This window comes from Legionella pneumophila subsp. pascullei, assembly GCF_900637585.1.
Taxonomy (GTDB): Bacteria; Pseudomonadota; Gammaproteobacteria; order Legionellales; family Legionellaceae; genus Legionella; species Legionella pascullei.
On sequence record NZ_LR134380.1, the window covers coordinates 1,019,797 to 1,042,802 of the forward strand.

Here is a 23,006-nt window from a genome sequence, read left to right on the forward strand (position 1 = left end):
ATTTGTGTATTTTTTAAGGAGATTCGGAATAGATGTCGTGCTGATATAGAATGGGTTGGGAGGATAAATGAAGCACATTACCATAATTGGAGCCGGGTTAGCGGGAACTTTGTGTGGTTTATATCTTGCTAGAAGAGGCTATGAAGTAGAGTTGTTTGAATCAAGACCAGACATTCGTAATAGTCCGACTGATTATGGACGCTCCATTAATCTTGCTTTGTCATGCAGAGGAATTACCGCTTTAAAAGCAATGAACCTGTTAAGTGAAGTAAATAAAATTATGGTTCCAATGCGGGCAAGAGCTATTCACGAAGCCAATGGCGAGGTTCACTATCAACCATTTGGACGTCACATTGATGAATATATCAATGCTATTTCTCGCTCTGATCTCAATGCCTTGCTTTTAAATAAAGCGGAATTATGCCCTAACATTAAATTACACTTTAATATGAAATTGCACTCTCTTGATATTCATAATAAAAAAATTAAATTTGAAAATAAAAATGGTGATTTTGTTGAGGCCTCATATCATAGACTAATTGGAGCAGATGGTGCGCCGTCTCATGTAAGGGATATGCTGAAAAATGAAGGGATAGTTAGTGCAAGCAGAGATTTTTTATCTCATGGATACAAGGAGCTTTCAATTAGCAAAAAACATACAAAAGGGATGGCTAGAGAGCATTTGCATTTATGGCCACGTGATTCGTTTATGCTATTAGGTAACCCTAATCCTGACGATTCAATTACAGGTTCTTTGTTTTTAGCTAATGAAGGGAAAGACAGTTTTGCTGAACTAAATAACGAAGAAAAATTACATTTATTTTTTAAAACACAGTTCCCGGATGCCTATGCAGCTATGCCAAATTTGGTTCAAGAATTTTTTGGTAATCCTACTGGACATTTGAGTACTATCCAATGCTCACCCTGGTACTATAAAGACGAATGCTTATTAATAGGTGATGCGGCACATGGGATAATTCCATTCTTTGGGCAAGGAATGAATAGCGCATTTGAAGATTGCCGTATTCTTGATGAATTACTGGATGAATACCAAGACGATTGGTCGCGGGTGCCCCCTGTTTTTTATGAACAAAGAAAAGTGAATACCGATGCGATAGCGAAAATGTCCATGGATAATTATCATGAGATTCATTCGGACATAAGAAATCCAAAATTTATTTTACAAAAGCAGATTGAACGGGAACTCATGTTGCGATACCCGGAACATTATGTTTCCATGCATGTTTTGGTTATGTTTACCAATACCCCGTATGCTAAAGCGATGGCAATAGGAGAGTTACAATCTGGCCTTTTAGAGCAAATTTGTTTCCCAATAACTGATATTAAGGAGTTAAATTGGCAGGAAGTAGAGAAATTACTTAGCATATATGACAAAAAATTGGCGAAAATTATTTGATTTAATTTATGTCATTCATTTTAAATGAAATTTATAGTCAAAGTTTTGTCAGAAAAGATGGATTCAGGGACATTTTTTTGTCGCTACCTGAGGGTTATTAGCGCAAAGAATAAAAAAATAACTTAATTTTTGTTATATTATTGAGCATTTTGACCAAAAAGATGGCACACCTTCTGCAGTATAAACTTGTCTAAATAAAGTTTATATGGAGTCTGTTATGAAAACTGTTCAAGCCTATATTGATTCAAAACAACATGAGTTCATGAATCATCCTTTCTTCAACATTTTAGAAGAATTAAATAGTATAGAAGAAATCAGTTATTTTGTCCCGGAGTTAACATTTTGGGCAATGACTTTTCAAGATATACTTCGAATTAATGAAGAAAGAGTAACTGATCCTTATTTAAAGAAAGTAGCTCGACATCACAGATTAGAGGATGCAGGACACGAAAAATGGTTTTTAAGTGATAAAAAATACATGGGTGAAATATGTGATAACAAGGCCTGTGATCGCGATGATGTTGCCTGGCTATACAGTAAGGATTCCCAATTGGTACGTGATGCTGCCTATTCTATTATGTCTGAAATTTATAAAATAGAGGATGAAAATCTGAATATTGTCTTGCTGTTGACCCTGGAATCATCAGGACATGTATTTTTTGAGAAAGTTGTCAAACAAGTTAAAAAGACGGGTGAAGATAAAAATCTGAAATACTTCTCAAGTTCTCATCTTGAAGTAGAATTAGCACATGCTTTATTTGAAGAGGAAATGGAAAGAAAAGTATATTCCAGAAGATTACCAATTAGCACTCGTAGAGAAGCACTAAGGATGGTAGATCGTTGCTATGATGCATTCAGCAAGATGTTTGATGGATTGATTCTTGCTTGCAATAAACGATTGGAATTGGCAAAAGAAAGGAATCAACATGTCGCAAAATCAGTGGAGCTTAGAGAAAATCAAGCAGTATAAGGAAGATACCGGACAAGCATTGCTCAGTGATGAGCAATCGCTTGTTTTATTTGGTCAGGATTTTGGCAAGCTCATTCAATCACAGCCGGTAGCTGTGTCTGCCCCTCAAAATATAGAGTCATTGCAATCATTAATTTTATTCGCCAATCAATATCACTTACCAGTGACTATTCGTGGTAATGGTTTAAGTCAAGGTGGCCAATCATTACCTGTTCCTGGAGGACTAACAATTTCTATGCAGTCTTTCAACAAGCCACTTGATTTGAGTGAAGATCTCATCTGGGTTGAGGCTAATACCAGTTGGAAGAATCTGCTTGAAAAATCACTACTGAAAAATAAAGCCCCCTATGTGCTGCCTTATAACTGTAATTTGTCGGTTGGGGGTGTTTTATCTGCAGGAGGAATAGGAGCTTCCTCTTTTAAATACGGTGTTATTAATGCTTATGTTTCAGCATTGGAAGTGGTTGATGGTTTGGGGAGAAAGCAAATCGTTGAAAAAAACTCACCTCTATTTCAAGCCTGCCTTTCAGGGCAAGGTCGATTTGGTGTCATTACCAAGGCATGTATTCAGTTACGATCAGTTCAGCCACGCGTCAAAACTTTCTTTCTGGTTTATGCAGATCAGAATCAATGGTTTGAAGATATTTATAAAATACAGGGTAAAGTCGATTATATGGAGATATTTTGCTCTCCTTCAATTCAGGGAGCTCGATTGAAAGAAGATAAACGTGTTCCCATGGCTTATTGGTTGTATGGCTTGCACCTATCTGTTGAATATGATCGGCATGCAGAAGATATTTTAGGGCAGTTAAAGCCATGGAATGTCCTGAATATACAGGAAGAGAGTATTTTATCTTATTTTTTAAGGCATAACTCTCGCTTTGATATGATGAAGTTGACAGGGCAATGGGATTTGTTACATCCTTGGTATGAATGTTTTGTTCCTACCTCATTTTTAACAGGAGTACTTTCCCAACTGTTAGAGGAGTTACCGCTTCACTATGCCAGTTTGGTTCATGTTGTTCCAATTGCCAAGCAAAAAGCCGGGTTTATGATGTTACCAGACTGCGATTCAATTTGTGAATTTATGATTTTAAATCCAGGGGTACCTTATTCCCTAGAGGAAAGTTGCCTGAAGGCTATCGAGAATCTCGATAAGCACTTGCTGCAAAATAATGGTAAACGCTATTTATCAGGATACTTAGGTACAGAATTACCAGACAACTATTGGCTAAAGCATTTTGGAGAAAAATACGACTCATGGGTAGGTTTGAAAAAACAGTATGATCCAGCAGGGATTTTTTCATCGATGTTACATCATATATAAAAAATAGTATTGTGCAAACTCATGCTTCGTAACAGATATCAAGGCATGGTGGTCGATCTGATGCATAAAGGTATGAATTCAGCCTGGATAAAGATATATTATCTACAGGGCTTACGAAAACCCCTATCTCTTTGTTAAAAAAAGTTTTTAATTTGATCATTGAGTTTATTCTAAGTCCCTTCATTAAAAACATTTTTTGCCTTGACCTTGGGATTTTTCGTAAGTTCTGATCTAGTGATCTTGAAGTGAGGGTGATAAAGATCTATTTTGTGGTAGGATGCTATATATCAATATTATTTAAAGAGAAGGATGAATTTGTTTTGATAGGTTTAACTGGGATTGGCAACGTATGAAATTTGATATTCAATTTTTGTTTTCAGCCAATTACGCTAAATGGATAATCATTAGTTTAATATCCCTGTTTGGTATTTTGATTATTTTTGAATGGATTTCCTTATTTTATCCATTGACTTATGTTAGGGCTATCCCGGTTTCAAATACAAAATCTATTACTGGAATGAGAGAAGAGAATCTCAATTATATTTTCAATACGTCCTTATTTGGAGTTTATGTTCCTGCAGACTTGAATGAGGATAATGTAAAACAATCAATGCTGAATGTTACTTTGGTCGGTATTCTTTTTGCGGACAAGATAGAAGAGTCTCAAGTGATTATACGATCTGCCAGTGGGGAAGAAAAAACCTATAATGTAGGAGATAAGATACCTGGTGGTGCAACAATTAAACGTATTATGCCAGGAGGAGTGCTTGTGGAAAGAGATGGCACTTTAGAAAGTTTAAGTCTTCCGAAAAATGATTTAACCTTTGAACCTGTCGCTAAGCCTTTAAAAGAGGAATAAATGGCATGCAACGCATCTTTAAGTTATTCATTCTAGTAATTTTTATTCCTATGATGGCTGCCTGTATTCATAGTACCTTAAATTTACGAGAAGGAATCCAATGCTTTAAAGCACAGGACTACAGGAAGGCATTCATTCGTTTAAAACCGGAAGCTGAAAAGGGAAATCCAGATGCTCAGTATGCTGTAGGTTATATGTATTATTATGGTAAGGGTGTGGTAGAAGATAGAAAAAAAGCCCGTTTCTGGATAACCTGTGCTGCAAGAGCAGGTCAGCCAGACGCCATAGTTGCTCTTGGAATTCTTGATCGTCAAGCAAGGCGGGATAGAGAACTATTTCAAGATAATAATTTGCAACATTTTCCCGTTGATAATGGTTTATAAGTTTTTTACTTTAAGCTAATTTCCTTGATTCAAATGCTTTCTTAAAAACCTGGGTAAACCAGGCCAGGTTAGTTTTAGCTAACTGTGTGCGTTAATAATCAAAGAAGCCATGTAACAAAAATACACAAGCAAAAGTATCCCCCCAGGCCAGGAGGATGTCTTTTTTTGATAATAGTAATTTAAAAACAATAAAAGTAAGGTAATGGAAAGCATCACTGGCATATCACGCCATAATACGACGCTGCTAATTTTAGTTGGGTTTAGTAATCCCGGTAGAGCTAAGATTAACAACAGGTTATAAATATTTGAGCCAATTATCGTACCTATCGCTATAGAGTCTTCTCCTTTGATAGCGGCAACAAGGGACGTTGTAAGTTCTGGCAAGGAGGAACCTATAGCAATAATGGTCAAGCCAATGGTGAATTCACTTATACCAGCCCATTTTGCAATTTCAGATGCATTATAAACCAGGTATTTTGAACAAATAGGCAGAATCAATAAACCTATTGCGATACTCAATAAATTAGAGGGTGTTGAACGATAGGATAGTATCGCGGGTCTAAATTCATTAACTGATAAATCTCTTTTAGGCGAGTGACTAGCTAAATAAATGAAATAACAGAGTACTGCTATACATCCGATCAAAAAAAGGCAACCATCAATTGTACCCAAATAACCGTCAAGTATTAAGCTGTACGCAAACAGCATGACAATTATCAATATTGGGTATACTTTTTTTAGTTTATTGAAATGAAAAGAGGTTGGTTTGATAAGGATTATAATCCCTAAAATTAAGCCAATATTTGCTATATTTGAGCCAATCGCATTTCCAATTGCCAGGTCATTTTTATCTTTTAAGGAAGAAATGATTGAGATAAATAATTCGGGGGCACTGGTACCCAATGCAACAATAGTTAAACCAATCATAAGGGGGGATAATTGAAAACGAATTGCCAGCCCTGAGGCACCAGCAACCAAATGATTGGCAGCCCAAAGAAGGGCAATAAAACTGATAATCAAATTCAGAATAGGGTTCATTTTTGTACTCGATATTTTTTAGTGATAATAATACGAGAATGGTTTATAGGATATAACTTATAGATATTAAGTGTCACTTTATATTCAGGTTTTGCCAGGAGCTCATGTAATCATCATGTTAATTAAAAAATGCTTGTATATCATGAAGCGGGGCGAGTTCAGTGATCAAACGTTGTAATTAAGGAGTTTATGGATGTGTTGCCAATTCTTCAAGCTACATACCAAGAATGATTTGCGGCATGTAGCCTTGAAGAACAAGCCGTGAGCATTTATTAATGAATAGCCAATGAAGGTGGTTGAATTTCTTCAGTTGGCAGATGTTCTATCTCTAGAGTTTTCTGCTCGGTTGATTTAGTTTGAGATGCAAACATCAGCATACCCATGGCTGCAAGAATGACGCCCAGGATTTGTACGGCACTCTCAAGCTTGAATGATAGGGTAGTGTCGCCGGACTCTGAGTCTACTTTGAGAGTATTGCCGATTAGACCGTTAATACCCTTTATCACATCTTCAGGTTGTATACTTTTGATCTTTTCACACACAGCCTCATTTGCAGCCTTTGAAACATCCTGGGTAAAACGCTCAACAGCACCATTAAAATGCTTGGACAATACCTCTATACTTTGTTCAGAATTTACGCCAATATTACCCAACAATTTCTGCATTATACCGGTACTGCCAGCCAGAGTGGTATTTGCCTCAGTTTTTTTCTTTGTGCTTAAAGTAGGGCTAGATACATCTTCAATGTCAGGGTTGTTTGTGGATAAATCATTACCATTATCTTTGGTGGTGTCATTGGAAGAAGACAAAGCATTCAACATTCCTTGTTTCAAACGATTAACAGCAGCTTTTATGACTACTTCGCCAATAAACTCTTCTGTTGACTTCTTTAAATTACTCCCCACTTCAACAACTCTATTTTTAATTTCAGTTGAAAAATTATTTATGACACGTGAAACAGCAGATAATATTGACATAATGTTTACCTCTCTTGTTAAGTGCAAATAAATAATAAGAAGAGAACATTAAGTGAACATTAAGAAATTGTTAAGATTGAAACATTTCTTTACAAAAAAATGTAAATTAAAAGTAATTGTTCATTATTTATTAAATAATGAATAAATAAATTATTTGTAAAGATTTTGTTAGATTGATATCGGCTTATGCGGACTTAACAGTTTATACACCTTTTGGTGGTTTTAAAACGGTTCTTCGCTAGGCGCCAGTCTCCATTAATTTGGTTAGTATCAAGGTGGTTGGTTTGGCTAGACCTAATGTTGGCAAGGTTTCTTTTGTAAACCATTGTCCTCTGGATTCAGAGATAAAATTATTCGTAGACTCTATTCTTATGCCCAATGCTGTTATTTCCAAATGAAAATGGCTGAAGCTGTGTTTAAACCGGGTAATTAGCTTTGGGCTATCTCCCTGCAACTTGTAAAAGAGTTGGATATGCTCAATCGGGCAAGTTTGATTATTTATACTGGGTAAACACCATAAGCCTCCCCATAACCCTGTAGGAGGTCTTTTTTCCAGATAAACCTGATTTTGTTCATTATGCAACACCAAGAACTGTTGGGATAATATTGGGCGCTGTTTCTTTATTTTTTTTGTTGGATAAAGATGTTGCTTTTTATTATGAAAGGCCAGGCAATGATTTTTAACAGGACAACGCAAACAATGGGGATTTTTATTTGTGCAGCATGTTGCACCTAAATCCATAATTGCTTGTGTATAATCCGCACATCGTTCATTGGGCATACAAGAAGACGCAAGCCCCCATAGTTTTTTTTTAACCTGGGCTTGTTCAGGCCAACCTTCGATTAAAAAAAATCGAGACAATACTCGTTTCACATTACCATCTAAAATAGCAGCTGGTTTATTAAAAGCTTGTGAAAGTATCGCTGCTGCTGTCGATGGTCCTATTCCTGGCAGTTGAACTAAAATGTTCAGATCTTCAGGAAATACGCCATTATACTGGTCACTAATGATTTTTGCTGTGTTGTGAAGATTTCTGGCGCGACTGTAATAGCCTAACCCCGACCATAGAGAGAGCACTTCATCCTCTTCTGCATTAGCAAGTAAAAAAATATCAGGGAAATGTTCTATAAAACGATTAAAGTAGGGAATAACAGTTTGAACTTGAGTTTGTTGTAACATGATTTCTGATACCCAAACTCTGTAGGGAGAGCGGGGTAATTGCCATGGCAAATCTTTGCGTCCATGCAAGTCATACCAATCAAGCAGTAATTGACTGAAAAGTTGATTTAAAGAGTTTGTACTCAATGGATTAGCTCTTTAAGTGGTTTTTGTATTATTTTTAAAGGTTTTGTCAGAGCCGATTTGATCGCTAATGAACTTAATACAGGGCTAATTGCTTTAAAATCTGGCAAAACTATGGGATTTTCAACTGTGCCAGATACTACCAGTGGGAAATAGCCGCCCAATGCTTGTTGAATTTTTTGCAAAGTATTGTCTGTACTATTGTCGTTTAACGTGGCCTTAATATTGGAGTTTATTTCTTGATTTAGCAGATTAATTCTACCTTCTCCATTCACCTGGAGTTTGTCAGTCTGCAGCAAAAATGAATCACTGCTAATTGCTCCGGTTTGTAACTGGAATTTAAAATTTGCTAATTTAAATTTGGTATTGCCTTGCGTGTTTTTATTTTGATCCCAATCCGCTGATTGAGTCAGTTTTTTTATGTTATCTGGAGTTTCAGTCATAAGCGAATTAAGTTTTACTTTTAGATTATTAAGTAATTGATCAAGATTAATATTATAGACTTCTCCATCTTTAAGCGTAATGGTTCCTTTACTAACAAGACTCTCAATACTGAGTGCTTTCAATGGTATTGAGGCATGAATTGAGTAATCTAAATTACCGCTAATTGCAGGATGTTTTAATAAAGAAGTGATTAATTGTTTTCCATCTAAATTGGTTGCAGTTTGATTAATTAACAATTGTTGTGTAGCGATGACATAGTCCATATCTCCTATCGATTCCCCATTATAGAGTGACAAAGTAAGTGGATTAAATTGGATATCTCTTTTATGAGTTTTAAGAGTGGTATTGATTTTTTTGATAGCAAATTGATTCAATAAAATATTTTGTATTTGCAGTTGGCCTTCTATGGAAGACTTACTAATTCCTGAATTGAGTTCATCAATAATTGAGGGTGATAGACTAACTCGACCTTTAAAATTAATATTAGCTTTGGCTGTCTGTAAAAAAGCAGCATCAGTCAGCTTGGCTTTAATCTGTACTGAAAAGGGCGAGTTTTTTAAATTAAATTGCTCTGCTCCGATTTGAATATTTTTTAAGACAGTAGAATGCCCCTTACTGTTAAGGATAATTTGTCCATGGCTTAATAATAATTTTTGAATGGCAAATTGCTCATTGGGGTACGTTGTGGTGTTGTATTGATTAGCTTTTTTTTCAGAAGAGAGTGGCTTTTCATTATTTTCTTGATTGATAAATAATTTTAGGCCATCAATGTTAATTTCACTAAATACAAAATGCCCTTTCAACAAAGGAGTAATTTTTAAATTTAATAGCAATGTATCAATCAGAAGAGAATAATTATCATTTAAATTTTCATTACCTATATGTATCTTATTGAATTTGAGCCCAGGTCTTGGGAACAATTGCCAGGAAATGGTCCCATCAATTTGGCTTTGCTTATGAGTGATTGCTGTGATTTTATTACTAACCAATTGCTTAATGGTTTCGGGTTTAATATTTTTTGCTAAAATCCATAAAGTAATTGATACAAAGATCATTAAAGCAGTAAAAGCGAGTAGAATTTTTCCTAGCAATTTCATGGGATAGAACCAGAGTTTAAAAACCAAAGCATATAGATAAAGGAGTTTCTGTCAAGGAGGATTTAAGACTATAGGTGTCTATTCTAACAAATTGGAAAAATATTCTCAAAAAAATTCTGTTTAACTATTGAAACTATCATATATGCAAATTAGACTGAATAAGAGAGATTTTTTTTTGGACTTTTGAGTTAATGTATTACCAGAATTTTGGTTGATGTACTTAATCTTGGTTCTAAATTTAACAATATCAGGGAATTTTTAAGTCTTTGAAAGTCAAGTGTGACTTCATGCGCATTTGTGAATAAAACTCTGTATTAGTCAAGATAGTGACTAAGATTCTAAATTGAGATGAGACGTTGATTTTAATAGTTGAGATGTAATCAGGAGGAGTTAATTAAATCAAGGAGAGCCTCATGCCTCAAAGACAATCTGAGATAGTAGTGTTGAAGCCTACTAATTTATTTTTATCCTTTCTAGCGTCACAATTACCGGAAGCTAATTTACCCAGCTTAAAATTATTGCATACTGACAATACGGCTTATGTTATTCCCAAGCATGATTCTGACGATGGTACTCTTAACGAGATCGAAAAGCATTTTACTACAATGTTCAGACATGAAATTTGTCGTTGGTTGGGGCGTTCTGCACATAATGAAATTGAAACAAGTTTTCTTGATTTTCTGTGTTGTTTTAAATTTGAGTTACATTCTCATATTATTTTAATGGAACCCTCTTTAAAAGAAGGGCACCAGATGTTGAATATCAAGCCTCGTTCAGCGCTTTTAGAGTGGATGAAATGTGCTGTTGAAGATCAAGAAGGCCTTTCTGATGTTATGAGTCGGGTGAATTTGGCTCAGATAGCGGAAAACTCAACGGTTATTGTTAAAAACTTCACAACTATCAAAGATGTAAAGCCATTTATAAAACAGTATTTTAAGCCAATATTTGAAACGACTATGAGCCGGATAAGCGGTCAATCAGTACAATGGCCACAAGTCAATTCATTTCAATCTTTCAGCCGGTATTTTGCTGTTGAAATACACACCCAATTGATACATTTGCACTATTAAGGAGTTGACTATGGAACCAGTGACTATAGCCCTCATCTGTGCGGCGTCGTTTGGAGCAGTTGTAGCGTTATCCGCATTTATCAGACAGCTATTATTAAGTAGAGATAAAAATTTAAATGATGAAGCACAGAGAAAAGCAATAAATCAGGAGGCCGGTGAACTCGAGAAAATGAGAGAGCAGATGCAAAGCAATAAACGATTTGATTCTCATTATAAAGTTCTTGGCGCGAATAAAGATGCGATTATCTACCTGGATAATAAAATTGAGGATATTTTACGTAAAAAAGCTCACTTAGTGGAGCGTTATGCACAAGTATCTCTCAAGGAATCAGGGGCCATAGTTGAGGGTGGGATCTCGACAGAAAGAAAGGATGCCTGTGACAGGTTAAAGAAGGAGATAGATGAAGAAATAAAATTCTATGATAGTGAATTGCTGCACCTGCAACAAAGGCGAACTTCATTGTGGGATACTCATACGGATTTACAAGAATATTTGTTGGGTCAGGAAAAGTCTCGCAATGAGAGTCTGGATCATCTCTACAAGCAACATACAGCACTTTTAGAAAAAATATATATTCGGCATACTGATGACAGTGAAAATATTGCAAAACAAAGTATTGATGCAGGAACCACCTCATTTAAGGCGATTATTTTGGCGCCTATACAATTCTTGCTGCAATATTTTAATATTTCATCAGGTATTAATTTTGACCAATCTAAATTGGAGAATGCTGCGCGAGATGATGTTGATAAAACTGAAAGTGATATCAATGATTCTGAGAATAGCGATGATGAGATTTATAGCGATACCGATGCCAATTCTGACGATGAGTCTAATCGTTCAGATAATGAAGACTCTCGGGATGAGTCGGATTCTGAAAATGATTCAAGACTAATTTTTGCATAAAAATTAATCTTTTGAGTTAATTGGTGACATCTATGAAAGGATATATTACAATACAATGCTTGTACTTAATGATATTCCTGGAATAATTCATGAAAGTCTTTTGTCTGGGTTTGGGCTTACCATTAACATGGAAGGTTTGAGTTTAGAGACAGCAGACATAAGATTTATGTGTCTGTTTTTTCTAAACATAGTATTAGCTAAAAAAGGATTAAACAGTGGTCTACATAAAACGAGATAAGGATGGTCGGATTTGTGCAGTATATAACCAGAAGACCTCAGATGTAACGGAGCAAATTGACATTAATGATGCAGAATTTGTTGATTTTTTGTTGCGTTGTGAGAGCGACGAAAAATTAAAATTTCTACAATCCGATTTGCAATTGATTCGTGTACTTGAAGATTTGATTGATGTTTTAATAGATAAAAATATCATTACTATTACAGATTTTCCACAATCAGTAATTGATAAATTATTAGCGCGACAGGCATTTCGCAAGAGATTTGCAAGCCGTGCAGGTATGGAGTTAAATGGAGATGATGAGACAACAACGTAACTTATTACTTATCCCTTTTATTTTATGTTTTATTCTGGCAAGACCTGTTTTTAGTTTAAACCTGGATGCTCTCCTTCCAGATGAACGAAATACAGTTGAAGTATTTCAAAAAGCCTCATCCAAAGTTGTTTATGTTCATCGATTGGCAAATGCTACTGTTCAGCGTCGTTACTCATTACAAAAAACACATATTCCTGATGGGGCAGGCTCCGGTATTATTTGGGATAACAAAGGCCATGTTGTAACCAATTTTCATGTCATTAACGGTGCTGATGACATAGCAATTACTTTGGGAAATATGACTGTCCCTGCCAAAGTGATTGGTTCAGAGCCTCGCAAGGACATTGCAGTCCTTGAAATTAAATCACCTAAGGCTCTGAATTATTTGAAATCATTTCAGCCCTTTGAAATAGTCTCTCTTAATGATCTGATCGTTGGGCAAAAAGCGATTGCGATTGGGAATCCTTTTGGGTTGGATCATAGTTTATCAAAGGGAGTGATTTCTGCTTTAGGTAGAAAAGTACCAGGTATAGGTGGGGTAACAATTTATGATATGATTCAGACAGATACCCCTATCAATCCGGGTAATTCAGGAGGTCCTCTATTAAATAGCGCAGGCCAATTAATTGGTATGAACACCATGATTTATTCACGATCTGGTTCTTCTGCAGGTATTGGTTTCGCAGTTCCCGCGGAAGATATTCAGAAAATTGCATCTCAAATTATTAATCATGGTCGAGTGGTATTGTCTGGTATCGGTATTCAACGAGTTGAGCCACATCTTGCGGAAAGGCTGGGAGTTAAAAAGGGTATTTTGATTGCTGATGTGGTGCCTGGAACTCCTGCAGACAAATTGAAGTTACGAGGTACTCACAGAGATCAATGGGGGCGTATTGTTTTAGGGGATGTTATTGTAGGTGTGAATGCACATCCTGTCCCAAATTATGATGCCCTGTATAATTTGCTCACGGAAATTAAGGTGGGAGAGCAAATTACTGTTTCAATAATAAGGCATGGTAAGAAAATGGATGTCAAAATGAAAACAATTGATATTGCAGCGCTTTAACTCTCTTCATTTTTTCTAACTATTATTTCCCCGGAAAAGAATTATGCCTCAATCCGGGGTTCACTCACTTTTCTTAATGCTATATGATATAGATCAATAAATAGAATGAGGCTATCAGGATGTTACTAAATAGAGCGGATTCTCTTTTGGTCTTGATTGATGTACAGGAAAAACTAACCCCGGCAATATTAAATCTCGATCTTTTTTTAGCTCGATGTGAATGGTTACTAAAATTAGCCAGAAAACTGGACGTGCCTGTTCTAGCTAGTGAACAATACCCTAAAGGTTTAGGTCGAACCGTTTCTCCTTTAAGCTCTTATATCAATCAAGAAGAATGCATTGAAAAAATTCATTTCTCATGCATGCAAGAACCACAATATATTAACCTCCTGAAAGGATATAATAAAAACCAGCTTATTCTTATCGGAATTGAGGCTCATGTATGTGTGCTTCAAACGGCCATAGAAATGAAGGGCTATGGATTCGAGGTCTTTGTTGTTGTAGATGGTGTGAGCAGTCGCTCTGAGTTTGATTTAAAATACGGTCTAAAAAGGATGAAACAGAATGGGATCCATTTGATAACCGCTGAAATGGTACTGTTCGAGTGGTTAAAACAAGCAGGTACGCCAGAATTTAAAGCGATTAGCAAAGAATTTTTACAATAGACCATTTGCATGGCCTGATTATTTCCTTTTATTGCTGTGTTGCAAACGTTTCTTCGGTACTCATGTACTGTATGTAAGCTTCCTTCCTCAAAGCGGTTTTGTGCTTTGCCTTAAAAAATAAGCAGGTTTGCCAAGAGGTCTAATAGAATACTGTTTTTAAGTAGAATAAGAAAGTTGGAAATTGAAACCGTAGAATTTTGGAGAGAAAATGAATTTCGATAATCAGATTGCACTAGTAACTGGTGGTGTCTCAGGTATGGGTAAGGCTTGTGTACAATACTTACAACAGCATGGAATGAAAGTTGTGGTCTGGGATAAACAGGAAGGCACCTCAAATGAGGCGGAATTGTATGTTGCTTGTGATGTAACCAGTGATGAATCTGTTGAAAAGGCAATGCGACAAACTATCTCTCAGGTAGGAGTACCAAGGGTTTGTATCAATTGTGCGGGAATTGCTCCGGCAAAACGCATGGTAGGAAAAGAAGGGCCAATGCCTTTGGAATCATTTAGACAAGTAATAGATGTCAATTTAATAGGTACCTTCAACGTCATGCGAATAGCTGCACATGCCATGTCAGGATTGGAGTTAGACAACAAATCTCAGGAACGGGGTGTCATAATCAATACAGCTTCCATTGCTGCTTTTGAGGGACAAATAGGACAGTCTGCTTATAGTGCGTCAAAGGGAGGAATAGTATCAATGACCTTGCCAGCAGCACGTGAATTAGCTCAATTTGCAATAAGAGTAAATACAATTGCGCCGGGGTTAATAGCAACTCCTTTACTTTTAAATATGCCTCAAGAAGTTCAGGACAGTTTGGTTGCAACAGTGACTTTTCCCAAACGCCTGGGCAGACCAGAGGAATTTGCTTCACTAGTAGGTCATATTATTGAAAACCAGATGATTAATGGAGAGGTAATTCGTTTGGATGCGGCTCTCCGTATGCGTTGAGCGGCTATGCCTGGCGCATCATACTGGAGAGCTATTTTAAAAAATACTAGGGGTTATATTTCTTATGCTTCTTCATGGTGACTGCTTTCGGAAGGGGTTTCCAAATTCCCGTTAGAAGTGTAAACACTCACAGCATTAGATTTATTTCCCGACAAGGCGTTGACAATTTGTTGACGGGTATACATGTTATTCGCTATGACTTGTCCATTAATGGTATTTAACTCACGACATAGGTTTAATTTCTCTGCAAGAGTATTATTTAAATGATTGATTTGAATGCCATCTTCTGTAGCGCAATTTTTGAGAAAATCAGACAACAGGAGTCCATGAGGTTTGTCGCCGGGATTTGATTCTTTTATAAGATCTACACGTTGTTTTGCACTAGCCTCTAATTTAGTTGATAATTCCTGTTTTTTCTCAGCTAATGTCTCCAGCTGATTGAATTGACTGGTAGAAAGTATCTCTTTTTCTTCAGATAATAAAGTATTGAGTTCTTCTACCCAGCTAATTTCCTGTTCTAATTGGGTTATTAATGTTTTTGCTTTATTGTTATTATTCATCGGGTCGCCCTGCAGTTTAAACCATCTCTACACTATTTAACATGCCATGTGCAATCTTGCTGCTATCAATTTCATACTGCCCGGATTGAATTTCAGCTTTGAAATACAATACACGAGCCTCATTGATTTCAGGTAAATCTTTAAGAGATGCTTTTAAAGCTTCCAGTTGCTTCGATGTACTACTTAAATTGACGCTATCAGTAGAGTTATTTTCCAGAACAGGGCTTTTGACTTCCTTGTGATTTGCATTGATACGATTGTCCATATCGATATGCCTTAAATTGGCAGAGTCATTAATTTGGTTAACCATATGAATATCCTCAATCGTATTTATCATGATTATCGGCTCCTTTTGCAATTTCTTTAGTAAATTAAGGTTGATTTTTAATCCTTTTTCCAAATTTTTTCTTAAAAATTAAAACATTAGTTAAAAAATAACTTTCACGGTTTTCTTTCCTGTGACTTGAGCTTCAATAATTCGTTTTGAGGAAAGATTTTTTACTTTTACAGAGTCTCCTAGCGCTCCCTCATCCATTGCAATTCCATCCATACTCACTGTTAAGTTGTCATGAGCGGCTATTATAGATACCTGTTCTCCTTTATGGACCAGTTTGGCTAATTCAATATTGAAAGGGTTTAGTGGGCTATTAGGCGTGATATCATGCTTGCAAACCAATCCAATAAGCTCTTTACTGTCAGTAAAATATCCTTGTTTCAGTTTTTGAACATCAAGCTCGGTTTGATATATATCTGAATTACTAATTTTTGTACCTTTCAGTAAAGCTCGTTTTGCCACAAGTACAGATTTAAATATAGTTATTTTGACAGGTATATATAAGGTCCAGTGATTGTTTTCCTCCAAACATTTGATTCCCATGGTACTGGTATTGAGCATGGGTGTTTGATAAGGGTTAAATACTTCAAGTTTATTATCATCACAAACTTTTAAGTTTAGGCGAGGATCAATATTATCCGCCGTAACCTGAATTTTACCTTCAGTATAGTTTGATAATTCATTGAGGGCGTATTGTTCTATTTTATTTTTTAATAATTCGAGAGACTGACTTGATTCTGAAAATAAACTGGTGCTTGCAAAAAATAAGAAAAAGCTTAGTATGCACTTTTTCACGACATAAACTCCCTTAGTCTATTGATTTTTTATATTGAAACGCAGCGTGTCCCAAGCAAGTATTGCGCCAATTTTAGGAGTATATCATGAGACCTTGTTATTTTGTTTGTATATTGGCTTTATTTATGTTTGCGATGCCAGGGTACTCTGAGAATCATCATCCTCAAGAGTTTCTAAAGTCAATTGCTGGCACAAAGGATGAAGGGGAAAAAATTTTTAATCATTTTTGTGTTAATTGCCATGGAACGAAACCAATGATTTCTTTAGGAGCCCCTGAAATTGGAAATGAAAGAGCATGGGGGGCAAGATTGAAACAAGGAATGGAAGTGCTTTTTAAACACACCGATGAAGGGTTTAATGCCATGCCTCCCAGAGGAGGATGCTTTGAATGTACTGATAAACAGCTGATTCTAGCTATCATTGCGATGGTTCCCAAACAGGCTCAAAAAGGACTATTAAACAACCTGTTGGATCACAAAGAATACAAACAGTAAAAAATTTTTATAAAAAAGCCTAAACTTATTCAAACTGCTCCCGATATAGTTAAAAAGAGAAAGAGGGAGATAGAAAGTGAAAAAACAAATACTGTTAGTTCCGGTTTGTGTCTTGGCTGCCTCTTGTGCATCCATGGATAGATCAACGGCCATAGTCGATGATGCGGGTTATACCCATTACACTATGAGTATGGAGTCCGATAGAAAGGGTTCTAATTACTTTCCTGAGAAAAGACAGGCCACAGGAAAAAAAGTATTTATTTTTGATCCTAAAGCTACTGCCTGGGCAGCTTACGATGCTCAGGGTAACCGAGTTAAAACCGGTAGTGCTTCAGGGGGAAAAGATTTTTGTGAGGACGTTGGCAGACCCTGTCGGACGGTAACAGGCAGCTTTAAAGTTTATTCCAAGAAAGGCGAGGAGTGTACCTCCAGTATCTATCCAATAGAAACTGGCGGTGGAGCAAAAATGCCTTATTGCATGCATTTTCATGGTGGTTATTCAATACATGCTGCCTATGAAGTTCCCAACTATAACGCAAGTCACGGCTGTATCCGGGTTTTACCAAGCGCTGCAAAATGGTTAAATCAAAACTTTATTGACGTAGGAACTTCGGTAATCGTTAAACCTTATTAATAAGTAAAGATTCTCCACTACTCCCCGCTAATTGCGGGGTTTTTTTATTGGATGATTTTATTATCTCGTGCAGATAAAAAGGACAAAAGTTTTGTGTAAGAAGTTCCGCTAAAATTTGAGTGCATTAGGCTCGGAAGCGGATTCGGCAATAATTTGAATCGAGAGTCTAGATGATCTCAATCCATGGCTATTTCTTTGCGGGATTGCTGAAATATGGTCTAAGACCTATAATCACCAATTACTAATTATGCCATTTAAAAAGTAGATCTTAATAATGATTCTGTGTATTGATGTAGGAAACTCTCATATATATGGTGGAGTATTTGATGGAGATGAGATTAAACTCCGGTTTCGTCATACTTCCAAGGTAAGTACTTCGGATGAATTGGGCATTTTTCTTAAAAGTGTTTTACGTGAAAATAATTGCTCTCCTGAGACAATTAGAAAAATTGCTATTTGTTCAGTAGTACCTCAAGTGGATTATTCATTGCGCTCAGCCTGTGTGAAGTATTTTTCAATAGATCCGTTTTTATTACAGGCAGGGGTTAAGACTGGATTGAATATCAAATATAGAAATCCGATTGAGGTTGGAGCCGACCGAATTGCAAATGCTATTGCTGCCACTCATAGTTTTCCTAATCAAAATATTATTGTTATTGATTTTGGTACAGCAACTACTTTCTGTGCTATTTCTCATAAAAAAGCTTATTTAGGTGGTGCTATTTTGCCAGGTCTTAGATTATCTGCCGATGCTTTGTCAAAAAATACTGCAAAATTACCTTCTGTTGAAATTATCAAGACTGAGAGTGTGGTAGGGCGTTCTACCATAGAAAGCATTCAGTCTGGAGTATACTATGGCGTTCTTGGAGCATGTAAAGAATTAATTCAAAGAATACATCATGAAGCTTTCAATGGTGATAAAACACTAATTTTAGCAACAGGAGGATTTGCGTCTTTATTTGATAGGCAGGGTCTTTATGACCATCTTGTGCCAGATTTAGTTCTCCAGGGGATACGATTAGCAGCTATGATGAATACTGCCTGAGCAGTGAAATGTTTTTGTTGATATCATATATAACTCTTCTAAATAGACCTTCTGCATAACTGTCTCTTTCATTTTATCGCTGCATTGCAAACGTTTTTGCGGTGCAGCATGAAAACTCCGCTCCTCAAAACGTTTGCAACTGGCTCTAAAACAAAATAATCAGGTTATGTAAGAGGTTTAGTAACAGTTCAACATATAACTGTTAATTACTTAATCTTTAAGATTAAATTAATATCATAGTTTGCCTTTTCCCCTTTAATTCATAAAAAAAATTAACTCAAAAGTGGTATTTCAGCTTGACGTGTGTAGAAATGTGTTCCTATAGTGTAGAAAAGTGGGTTAAAATAATAAAAAAGTGGAGAATTGTGGGAGAGTAATTCTCCTTCACTTGGGAAAAGATATGTTTCGTGGAATTAATGCCATCACTATAGACACTAAAGGACGCCTAGCTATTCCGACGCGTTACAGAAGTGCCTTGGGTGTAGAGGATAAAACTCCTCTCGTGGTGACTATTGATACAGAAGAAACCTGTTTGCTCCTTTATACGGCAGCACAATGGCAAATTATTGAAGACAATTTGCAAAAGCTACCAAGTTTCAATGCCGCAGCTAGAAGAATTCAACGCCTGTTAATTGGACACGCTACTGATGTGGAGGTTGATGCTAATGGACGAGTACTTTTACCAACAGTTTTAAGAAATTATGCAAAGTTAGAAAAAGATGTCGTGATGATAGGCCAGGGAAATAAATTTGAGGTTTGGAATAAAGAATTATGGGAATCCAAACGTGAGCAATGGCTAGCAGAAGAGGCTTCCATGACGGATGGGTTACCTGAGGAAATGAAAACGTTTTCTTTATAACGGAAAGAGAAATGGCAAAGCATCAATCTGTTTTATTACATGAATCAATCAAAGGCCTGGCTATAAAAGCTGACGGTATCTATTTTGATGGAACTTTTGGCCGAGGTGGTCATAGCCGCGAGATTTTAAATCATTTAAGCGACAAAGGAAGATTGTTTGCGATAGATAAGGATCTCGATGCTATCCAATATGCCAAGGATTATTTTGGTTTGGACAAACGATTTCAAATTTTTCACGGTTCGTTCGCAAATATCAAGGAATTTGCATCTCAGGCAGGAGTAATTGGAGCGGTTGATGGTATTTTACTTGATCTTGGGGTGTCTTCGCCTCAGTTGGACAATCCAGAAAGAGGTTTTAGTTTTATGCTGCAAGGTCCTCTCGATATGCGAATGGATTTAACTCAATCAATTAGTGCGGCCAATTTTATCAACGAAGCAGAAGTCAACGAACTGGCTCATGTATTCAGGACTTATGGTGAGGAACGATTTGCAGGCAGGATTGCAAAAGCCATTGTTGATGCAAGAAAACTAAAACCGATAACAACCACTTTGCAATTGGCAGAAATTGTTAAAGAAGCAAATCCCAAATGGGAAAAACACAAACATCCGGCGACACGGGTATTTCAAGCGATTCGAATACATGTCAATCAGGAATTAACAGACTTGACTAATTGTTTAGAGCAATGTCTGGAGGTATTGGGTCCCGGAGGACGTCTTGCGGTTATCAGTTTTCACTCTTTGGAAGACCGAATAGTCAAACAATTTATGAGAGATAAGGAGCAAGGCAACAGGCCGCCTGCTGAAGTTCCAATCAAATACGAAGAACTAAAGACCAATTTTAAAAAAGTAGGTAAAGCAGTCAAGCCACAGAGTGACGAAATAAAGGAAAATGTTAGATCTCGAAGTGCAGTACTTAGGATAGGGGAGAAATTAGCATGAACGCTGCAGCGAAAGTCATTAATCAAGGTAATTTATTTAATGGTCAATTGGCAGATATGCAAATGTCAAAATCACTCTATATGTTGATAGTATTGTTAGCTGCCGTACTAGTCAGTGCTTTTGCAGTCATATATAGCACTAATTCCTATAGATTAACTCTCAGTCAGGTACAACAAGAGGAACAGCAAACGCATTTTTTACAATTGCAATGGGGGCAATTATTATTGGAGCAGGCCAGTTTGGCAACTCCAGCTCGGGTTGAGGAATTAGCTAGAGAAAAATTAGGAATGACTTTACCAACTTCAGCCAATACGTACTTATTGCATCCTCAATAAGTGAGTGGTTTTGGAGTAGCCACGTGTTGCCTACAGCTCGGTACTGAGCAGCTAGCGTAGCAAAGCTACGATTTGAACAAGTGATTAGGTGTATTTAGGAGGAAATCACCTCGAAAAAATTGAAAGCTTCATGTACACTTACACGTCATTAATCTTCTTTCCAGGGCGTCATGGAAGACTAAGTGTAAAATAGCCTGATAAATCCCAGGCAGGTATAGGTGCCTTAAGTTTGTTTAAGGTAATTTTGAGGAAGAGATTTCAGAAAGATTTCCACAAATTTTTTGTTTCGTGCATAGTAATACTATTGATGAGTAGTCATATATGAAAAAAACACACCATTTTGCCAGATTGGTTACTGTCGCTGTTTTTTTCTCATTGATTTTGGCTATTTTAATATGGAGAATGGTTGATCTTACTGTTCTGCATAGGCAGTTTTTGCAGGGGCAGGGCGATGCGCGCAGCATCCGGGTTATAGATATTCCTGCCTATCGAGGTATGATTACTGATAGAAATGGCACTCCGCTTGCTGTGAGCACACCGGTTGAATCAGTTTGGGTCAACCCAAAGGAATTTTCTCCGGATGAAGAACAGTTTATGCAATTAGCTAAATACCTGAACTTGGCCCCTAAAGAGTTAAGTAGAAAAATTGTCCAAGCTGAAAATCGCGAATTTGTTTATTTACAAAGACAGATACCTCCAACACTTTCGAAAAAGATAGAGGCTTTAAAAATCCCGGGTGTTAATTTTCAAAAAGAATTCAAGCGTTATTATCCAGATTCAGATAGCATTTCTCCATTAATTGGATTTACCAATGTCGATGATCAAGGCCTGGAAGGCATTGAGCTGGCCTATCAAGACTGGCTTATGGGTGTTGTTGGCAAAAAGAGAGTAATCAAAGACCGATTAGGACGAGTGGTCGAAGACTTGGGTGTTTTGAAGGAACCACGCCCTGGACATGAGTTAACTTTAAGTATAGATAGACGATTACAATATTTAGCTTATAGCGAACTAGGTAAAACGGTCGAAGAGTTTTCTGCCAAATCCGGGTCAGTCGTTGTAATTGATGCTGAAAATGGCGAGATTCTGGCTGTGGCTAATGTTCCATCTTATAACCCTAACGCACGTGGGCATTATGATAAGGAAACCTATCGAAATAGAGCGTTAACCGATACTTTCGAACCTGGGTCTGTCATTAAATCATTCAGTATCGCCAGCGCCTTGGAAACCGGCTTATTTACTCCGAATACCATTATTGATACTAACCCGGGATGGATGACTGTTCATGGCCGAACAGTAAGAGATATCCATAATTATGGTGTTTTAGATGTTACAGGAATATTGCAACACTCGAGTAATGTGGGTGTTACTAAAATGGTATTATCCAGTCCAGCTGAACAATTAATCGGATTTTTACAAAAATGTGGATTTGGGCAACGCTCTGAATTGGCATATCCAGGAGAAAGTGAAGGGGGGATAGTAAAAGCCAAGGATGCAAACCCGTTCGTTTTAGCCACACTGGGTTTCGGTTATGGCTTGTCTGTTACTGCACTTCAATTAGCCAAGGCCAATTTAATTTTTGCAAATAAAGGGCGATTAATACCTGTGACTTTAATTCACAATGATACTCCCGGTAATGGTATTCAAGTTATGCAACCTAAAACTGCTGAAAATGTATTATTGATGATGGAAGCGGTTATGGATAAAGGGACAGGTAAGGGAGCAAAGATCCCGGGTTATAGGGTGGCTGGAAAAACTGGAACAGCACGAGTTGCCGGGAAAAATGGCTATAAGGACAGAAAATACACTGCCAGTTTTATTGGTATAGCGCCGGTTTCCAAACCAAAATTTGTAGTTGCCGTTATTATTCATGAGCCTTCGCGAAAAGGTTATTATGCTGCCTCTGTGGCAGCACCGTTATTTGCAAAAGTCATGTCAGGTGCTTTACGCTTATTCAATATTCCAACTGATGAGCTGGTTAGTTAA

At 36.8% G+C, this 23,006-nt stretch carries 25 protein-coding genes; 18 read left to right on the top strand and 7 right to left on the bottom strand.

The window, feature by feature from the left end; genetic code table 11:
• Window positions 1–67: 67 nt before the first annotated feature.
• The 5 genes from EL201_RS04685 (at window position 68) to EL201_RS04710 (ending at window position 4,956) form a co-directional block, all read left to right on the top strand.
• Window positions 68–1,417: an FAD-dependent oxidoreductase gene (locus tag EL201_RS04685; protein ID WP_027221248.1), complete on the top strand. Its 1,350-nt coding sequence runs from the start codon at window positions 68–70 to the stop codon at window positions 1,415–1,417.
• A 217-nt stretch (window positions 1,418–1,634) separates the two neighbouring features.
• Complete coding sequence (locus tag EL201_RS04690; protein WP_011213338.1) at window positions 1,635–2,387, top strand: hypothetical protein; 753 nt, start codon at window positions 1,635–1,637, stop codon at window positions 2,385–2,387.
• Window positions 2,344–3,714, top strand: a complete 1,371-nt coding sequence (locus EL201_RS04695; RefSeq protein WP_011945996.1) for an FAD-binding protein — start codon at window positions 2,344–2,346, stop codon at window positions 3,712–3,714. Before EL201_RS04690 ends, EL201_RS04695 begins: the two co-directional genes overlap by 44 nt.
• A gap of 349 nt (window positions 3,715–4,063) precedes the next feature.
• On the top strand, window positions 4,064–4,573 hold the full coding sequence (lspC, locus tag EL201_RS04705; protein WP_010946630.1) for a type II secretory system protein LspC: 510 nt from the start codon (window positions 4,064–4,066) through the stop codon (window positions 4,571–4,573).
• Window positions 4,574–4,578: 5 nt separating this feature from the next.
• Complete coding sequence (locus EL201_RS04710) at window positions 4,579–4,956, top strand: tetratricopeptide repeat protein (protein WP_010946631.1); 378 nt, start codon at window positions 4,579–4,581, stop codon at window positions 4,954–4,956.
• A 78-nt stretch (window positions 4,957–5,034) separates the two neighbouring features.
• On the opposite strand, the gene EL201_RS04715 is transcribed toward EL201_RS04710, so the two are convergent.
• The 4 genes from EL201_RS04715 to EL201_RS04730 form a co-directional block, all read right to left on the bottom strand.
• The gene (locus EL201_RS04715; protein WP_011945997.1) at window positions 5,035–5,994 is read right to left on the bottom strand and encodes a calcium/sodium antiporter; all 960 of its coding nucleotides are present in this window, start codon (window positions 5,992–5,994) and stop codon (window positions 5,035–5,037) included.
• A 272-nt stretch (window positions 5,995–6,266) separates the two neighbouring features.
• Window positions 6,267–6,998: a Dot/Icm T4SS effector Ceg18 gene (gene ceg18, locus EL201_RS04720; RefSeq protein WP_072401792.1), complete on the bottom strand. Its 732-nt coding sequence runs from the start codon at window positions 6,996–6,998 to the stop codon at window positions 6,267–6,269.
• 211 nt (window positions 6,999–7,209) lie between these two features.
• Complete coding sequence (mutY, locus tag EL201_RS04725) at window positions 7,210–8,277, bottom strand: A/G-specific adenine glycosylase (protein WP_027221249.1); 1,068 nt, start codon at window positions 8,275–8,277, stop codon at window positions 7,210–7,212.
• Window positions 8,274–9,815: an AsmA family protein gene (locus EL201_RS04730; protein WP_011946000.1), complete on the bottom strand. Its 1,542-nt coding sequence runs from the start codon at window positions 9,813–9,815 to the stop codon at window positions 8,274–8,276. The genes mutY and EL201_RS04730 overlap by 4 nt, the downstream gene beginning before the upstream one ends.
• 413 nt (window positions 9,816–10,228) lie before the next feature.
• On the opposite strand from EL201_RS04730, the gene EL201_RS04735 reads away from it, so the two are divergent.
• The 6 genes from EL201_RS04735 to EL201_RS04765 all read left to right on the top strand — a co-directional run bounded on the left by EL201_RS04735 (window position 10,229) and on the right by EL201_RS04765 (window position 15,029).
• On the top strand, window positions 10,229–10,885 hold the full coding sequence (locus EL201_RS04735; RefSeq protein WP_010946636.1) for a hypothetical protein: 657 nt from the start codon (window positions 10,229–10,231) through the stop codon (window positions 10,883–10,885).
• Window positions 10,886–10,895: 10 nt separating this feature from the next.
• Window positions 10,896–11,792 carry a hypothetical protein gene (locus tag EL201_RS04740; protein WP_011213341.1) on the top strand — a complete coding sequence of 299 codons (897 nt, stop codon included), beginning with the start codon at window positions 10,896–10,898 and terminating at the stop codon, window positions 11,790–11,792.
• A gap of 215 nt (window positions 11,793–12,007) precedes the next feature.
• A complete protein-coding gene (locus EL201_RS04750; protein WP_013101252.1) occupies window positions 12,008–12,346 on the top strand; it encodes a hypothetical protein in 339 nt (112 codons plus the stop codon).
• Complete coding sequence (locus EL201_RS04755) at window positions 12,321–13,412, top strand: S1C family serine protease (protein WP_013101253.1); 1,092 nt, start codon at window positions 12,321–12,323, stop codon at window positions 13,410–13,412. Before EL201_RS04750 ends, EL201_RS04755 begins: the two co-directional genes overlap by 26 nt.
• Before the next feature lie 119 nt (window positions 13,413–13,531).
• Window positions 13,532–14,077, top strand: a complete 546-nt coding sequence (locus EL201_RS04760; RefSeq protein ID WP_011946003.1) for a hydrolase — start codon at window positions 13,532–13,534, stop codon at window positions 14,075–14,077.
• A gap of 208 nt (window positions 14,078–14,285) precedes the next feature.
• The gene (locus EL201_RS04765) at window positions 14,286–15,029 is read left to right on the top strand and encodes an SDR family NAD(P)-dependent oxidoreductase (protein WP_010946640.1); all 744 of its coding nucleotides are present in this window, start codon (window positions 14,286–14,288) and stop codon (window positions 15,027–15,029) included.
• Window positions 15,030–15,091: 62 nt separating this feature from the next.
• Here the strand turns inward: EL201_RS04765 and EL201_RS04770 are convergent, their stop codons facing one another.
• The 3 genes from EL201_RS04770 to flgA all read right to left on the bottom strand — a co-directional run bounded on the left by EL201_RS04770 (window position 15,092) and on the right by flgA (window position 16,718).
• Entirely contained in the window at window positions 15,092–15,589 is a 498-nt protein-coding gene (locus EL201_RS04770) for a flagella synthesis protein FlgN (RefSeq protein WP_011946004.1), read from the bottom strand.
• A gap of 16 nt (window positions 15,590–15,605) precedes the next feature.
• Window positions 15,606–15,926 (bottom strand): flagellar biosynthesis anti-sigma factor FlgM, encoded by a 321-nt coding sequence (flgM, locus tag EL201_RS04775; protein ID WP_011946005.1) that lies wholly within the window; start codon window positions 15,924–15,926, stop codon window positions 15,606–15,608.
• A gap of 90 nt (window positions 15,927–16,016) precedes the next feature.
• On the bottom strand, window positions 16,017–16,718 hold the full coding sequence (gene flgA / locus EL201_RS04780; RefSeq protein ID WP_011946006.1) for a flagellar basal body P-ring formation chaperone FlgA: 702 nt from the start codon (window positions 16,716–16,718) through the stop codon (window positions 16,017–16,019).
• Between the two features lie 86 nt (window positions 16,719–16,804).
• Here flgA and EL201_RS04785 point away from each other — a divergent pair, with 86 nt between their 5' ends.
• From EL201_RS04785 to EL201_RS04815, 7 genes are all read left to right on the top strand, one after another.
• Window positions 16,805–17,212 carry a c-type cytochrome gene (locus EL201_RS04785; protein ID WP_011946007.1) on the top strand — a complete coding sequence of 136 codons (408 nt, stop codon included), beginning with the start codon at window positions 16,805–16,807 and terminating at the stop codon, window positions 17,210–17,212.
• Window positions 17,213–17,288: 76 nt separating this feature from the next.
• Entirely contained in the window at window positions 17,289–17,846 is a 558-nt protein-coding gene (locus EL201_RS04790; protein WP_011946008.1) for a L,D-transpeptidase, read from the top strand.
• Window positions 17,847–18,120: 274 nt separating this feature from the next.
• Window positions 18,121–18,891, top strand: coding sequence for a type III pantothenate kinase (locus tag EL201_RS04795; protein WP_027221250.1), 771 nt, complete (start codon window positions 18,121–18,123; stop codon window positions 18,889–18,891).
• A 400-nt stretch (window positions 18,892–19,291) separates the two neighbouring features.
• On the top strand, window positions 19,292–19,750 hold the full coding sequence (gene mraZ, locus EL201_RS04800) for a division/cell wall cluster transcriptional repressor MraZ (RefSeq protein ID WP_027221251.1): 459 nt from the start codon (window positions 19,292–19,294) through the stop codon (window positions 19,748–19,750).
• An 11-nt stretch (window positions 19,751–19,761) separates the two neighbouring features.
• Window positions 19,762–20,688, top strand: a complete 927-nt coding sequence (gene rsmH, locus EL201_RS04805; protein WP_027221252.1) for a 16S rRNA (cytosine(1402)-N(4))-methyltransferase RsmH — start codon at window positions 19,762–19,764, stop codon at window positions 20,686–20,688.
• Window positions 20,685–21,023, top strand: coding sequence for a cell division protein FtsL (ftsL, locus tag EL201_RS04810; protein ID WP_011213345.1), 339 nt, complete (start codon window positions 20,685–20,687; stop codon window positions 21,021–21,023). Before rsmH ends, ftsL begins: the two co-directional genes overlap by 4 nt.
• A gap of 321 nt (window positions 21,024–21,344) precedes the next feature.
• Window positions 21,345–23,006, top strand: coding sequence for a peptidoglycan D,D-transpeptidase FtsI family protein (locus EL201_RS04815; protein WP_027221253.1), 1,662 nt, complete (start codon window positions 21,345–21,347; stop codon window positions 23,004–23,006).

Coding starts and splice junctions, on each gene's coding strand:
- EL201_RS04685 (WP_027221248.1), top strand. CDS start 68: ATGAAGCACATTACCATAATTGGAGCCGGGTTAGCGGGAACTTTGTGT.
- EL201_RS04690 (WP_011213338.1), top strand. CDS start 1,635: ATGAAAACTGTTCAAGCCTATATTGATTCAAAACAACATGAGTTCATG.
- EL201_RS04695 (WP_011945996.1), top strand. CDS start 2,344: ATGTCGCAAAATCAGTGGAGCTTAGAGAAAATCAAGCAGTATAAGGAA.
- lspC (WP_010946630.1), top strand. CDS start 4,064: ATGAAATTTGATATTCAATTTTTGTTTTCAGCCAATTACGCTAAATGG.
- EL201_RS04710 (WP_010946631.1), top strand. CDS start 4,579: ATGCAACGCATCTTTAAGTTATTCATTCTAGTAATTTTTATTCCTATG.
- EL201_RS04715 (WP_011945997.1), bottom strand. CDS start 5,994: ATGAACCCTATTCTGAATTTGATTATCAGTTTTATTGCCCTTCTTTGG.
- EL201_RS04730 (WP_011946000.1), bottom strand. CDS start 9,815: ATGAAATTGCTAGGAAAAATTCTACTCGCTTTTACTGCTTTAATGATC.
- EL201_RS04735 (WP_010946636.1), top strand. CDS start 10,229: ATGCCTCAAAGACAATCTGAGATAGTAGTGTTGAAGCCTACTAATTTA.
- EL201_RS04740 (WP_011213341.1), top strand. CDS start 10,896: ATGGAACCAGTGACTATAGCCCTCATCTGTGCGGCGTCGTTTGGAGCA.
- EL201_RS04755 (WP_013101253.1), top strand. CDS start 12,321: ATGGAGATGATGAGACAACAACGTAACTTATTACTTATCCCTTTTATT.
- EL201_RS04760 (WP_011946003.1), top strand. CDS start 13,532: ATGTTACTAAATAGAGCGGATTCTCTTTTGGTCTTGATTGATGTACAG.
- EL201_RS04765 (WP_010946640.1), top strand. CDS start 14,286: ATGAATTTCGATAATCAGATTGCACTAGTAACTGGTGGTGTCTCAGGT.
- EL201_RS04770 (WP_011946004.1), bottom strand. CDS start 15,589: ATGAATAATAACAATAAAGCAAAAACATTAATAACCCAATTAGAACAG.
- flgM (WP_011946005.1), bottom strand. CDS start 15,926: ATGATAAATACGATTGAGGATATTCATATGGTTAACCAAATTAATGAC.
- EL201_RS04785 (WP_011946007.1), top strand. CDS start 16,805: ATGAGACCTTGTTATTTTGTTTGTATATTGGCTTTATTTATGTTTGCG.
- EL201_RS04795 (WP_027221250.1), top strand. CDS start 18,121: ATGATTCTGTGTATTGATGTAGGAAACTCTCATATATATGGTGGAGTA.
- mraZ (WP_027221251.1), top strand. CDS start 19,292: ATGTTTCGTGGAATTAATGCCATCACTATAGACACTAAAGGACGCCTA.
- rsmH (WP_027221252.1), top strand. CDS start 19,762: ATGGCAAAGCATCAATCTGTTTTATTACATGAATCAATCAAAGGCCTG.
- ftsL (WP_011213345.1), top strand. CDS start 20,685: ATGAACGCTGCAGCGAAAGTCATTAATCAAGGTAATTTATTTAATGGT.
- EL201_RS04815 (WP_027221253.1), top strand. CDS start 21,345: ATGAAAAAAACACACCATTTTGCCAGATTGGTTACTGTCGCTGTTTTT.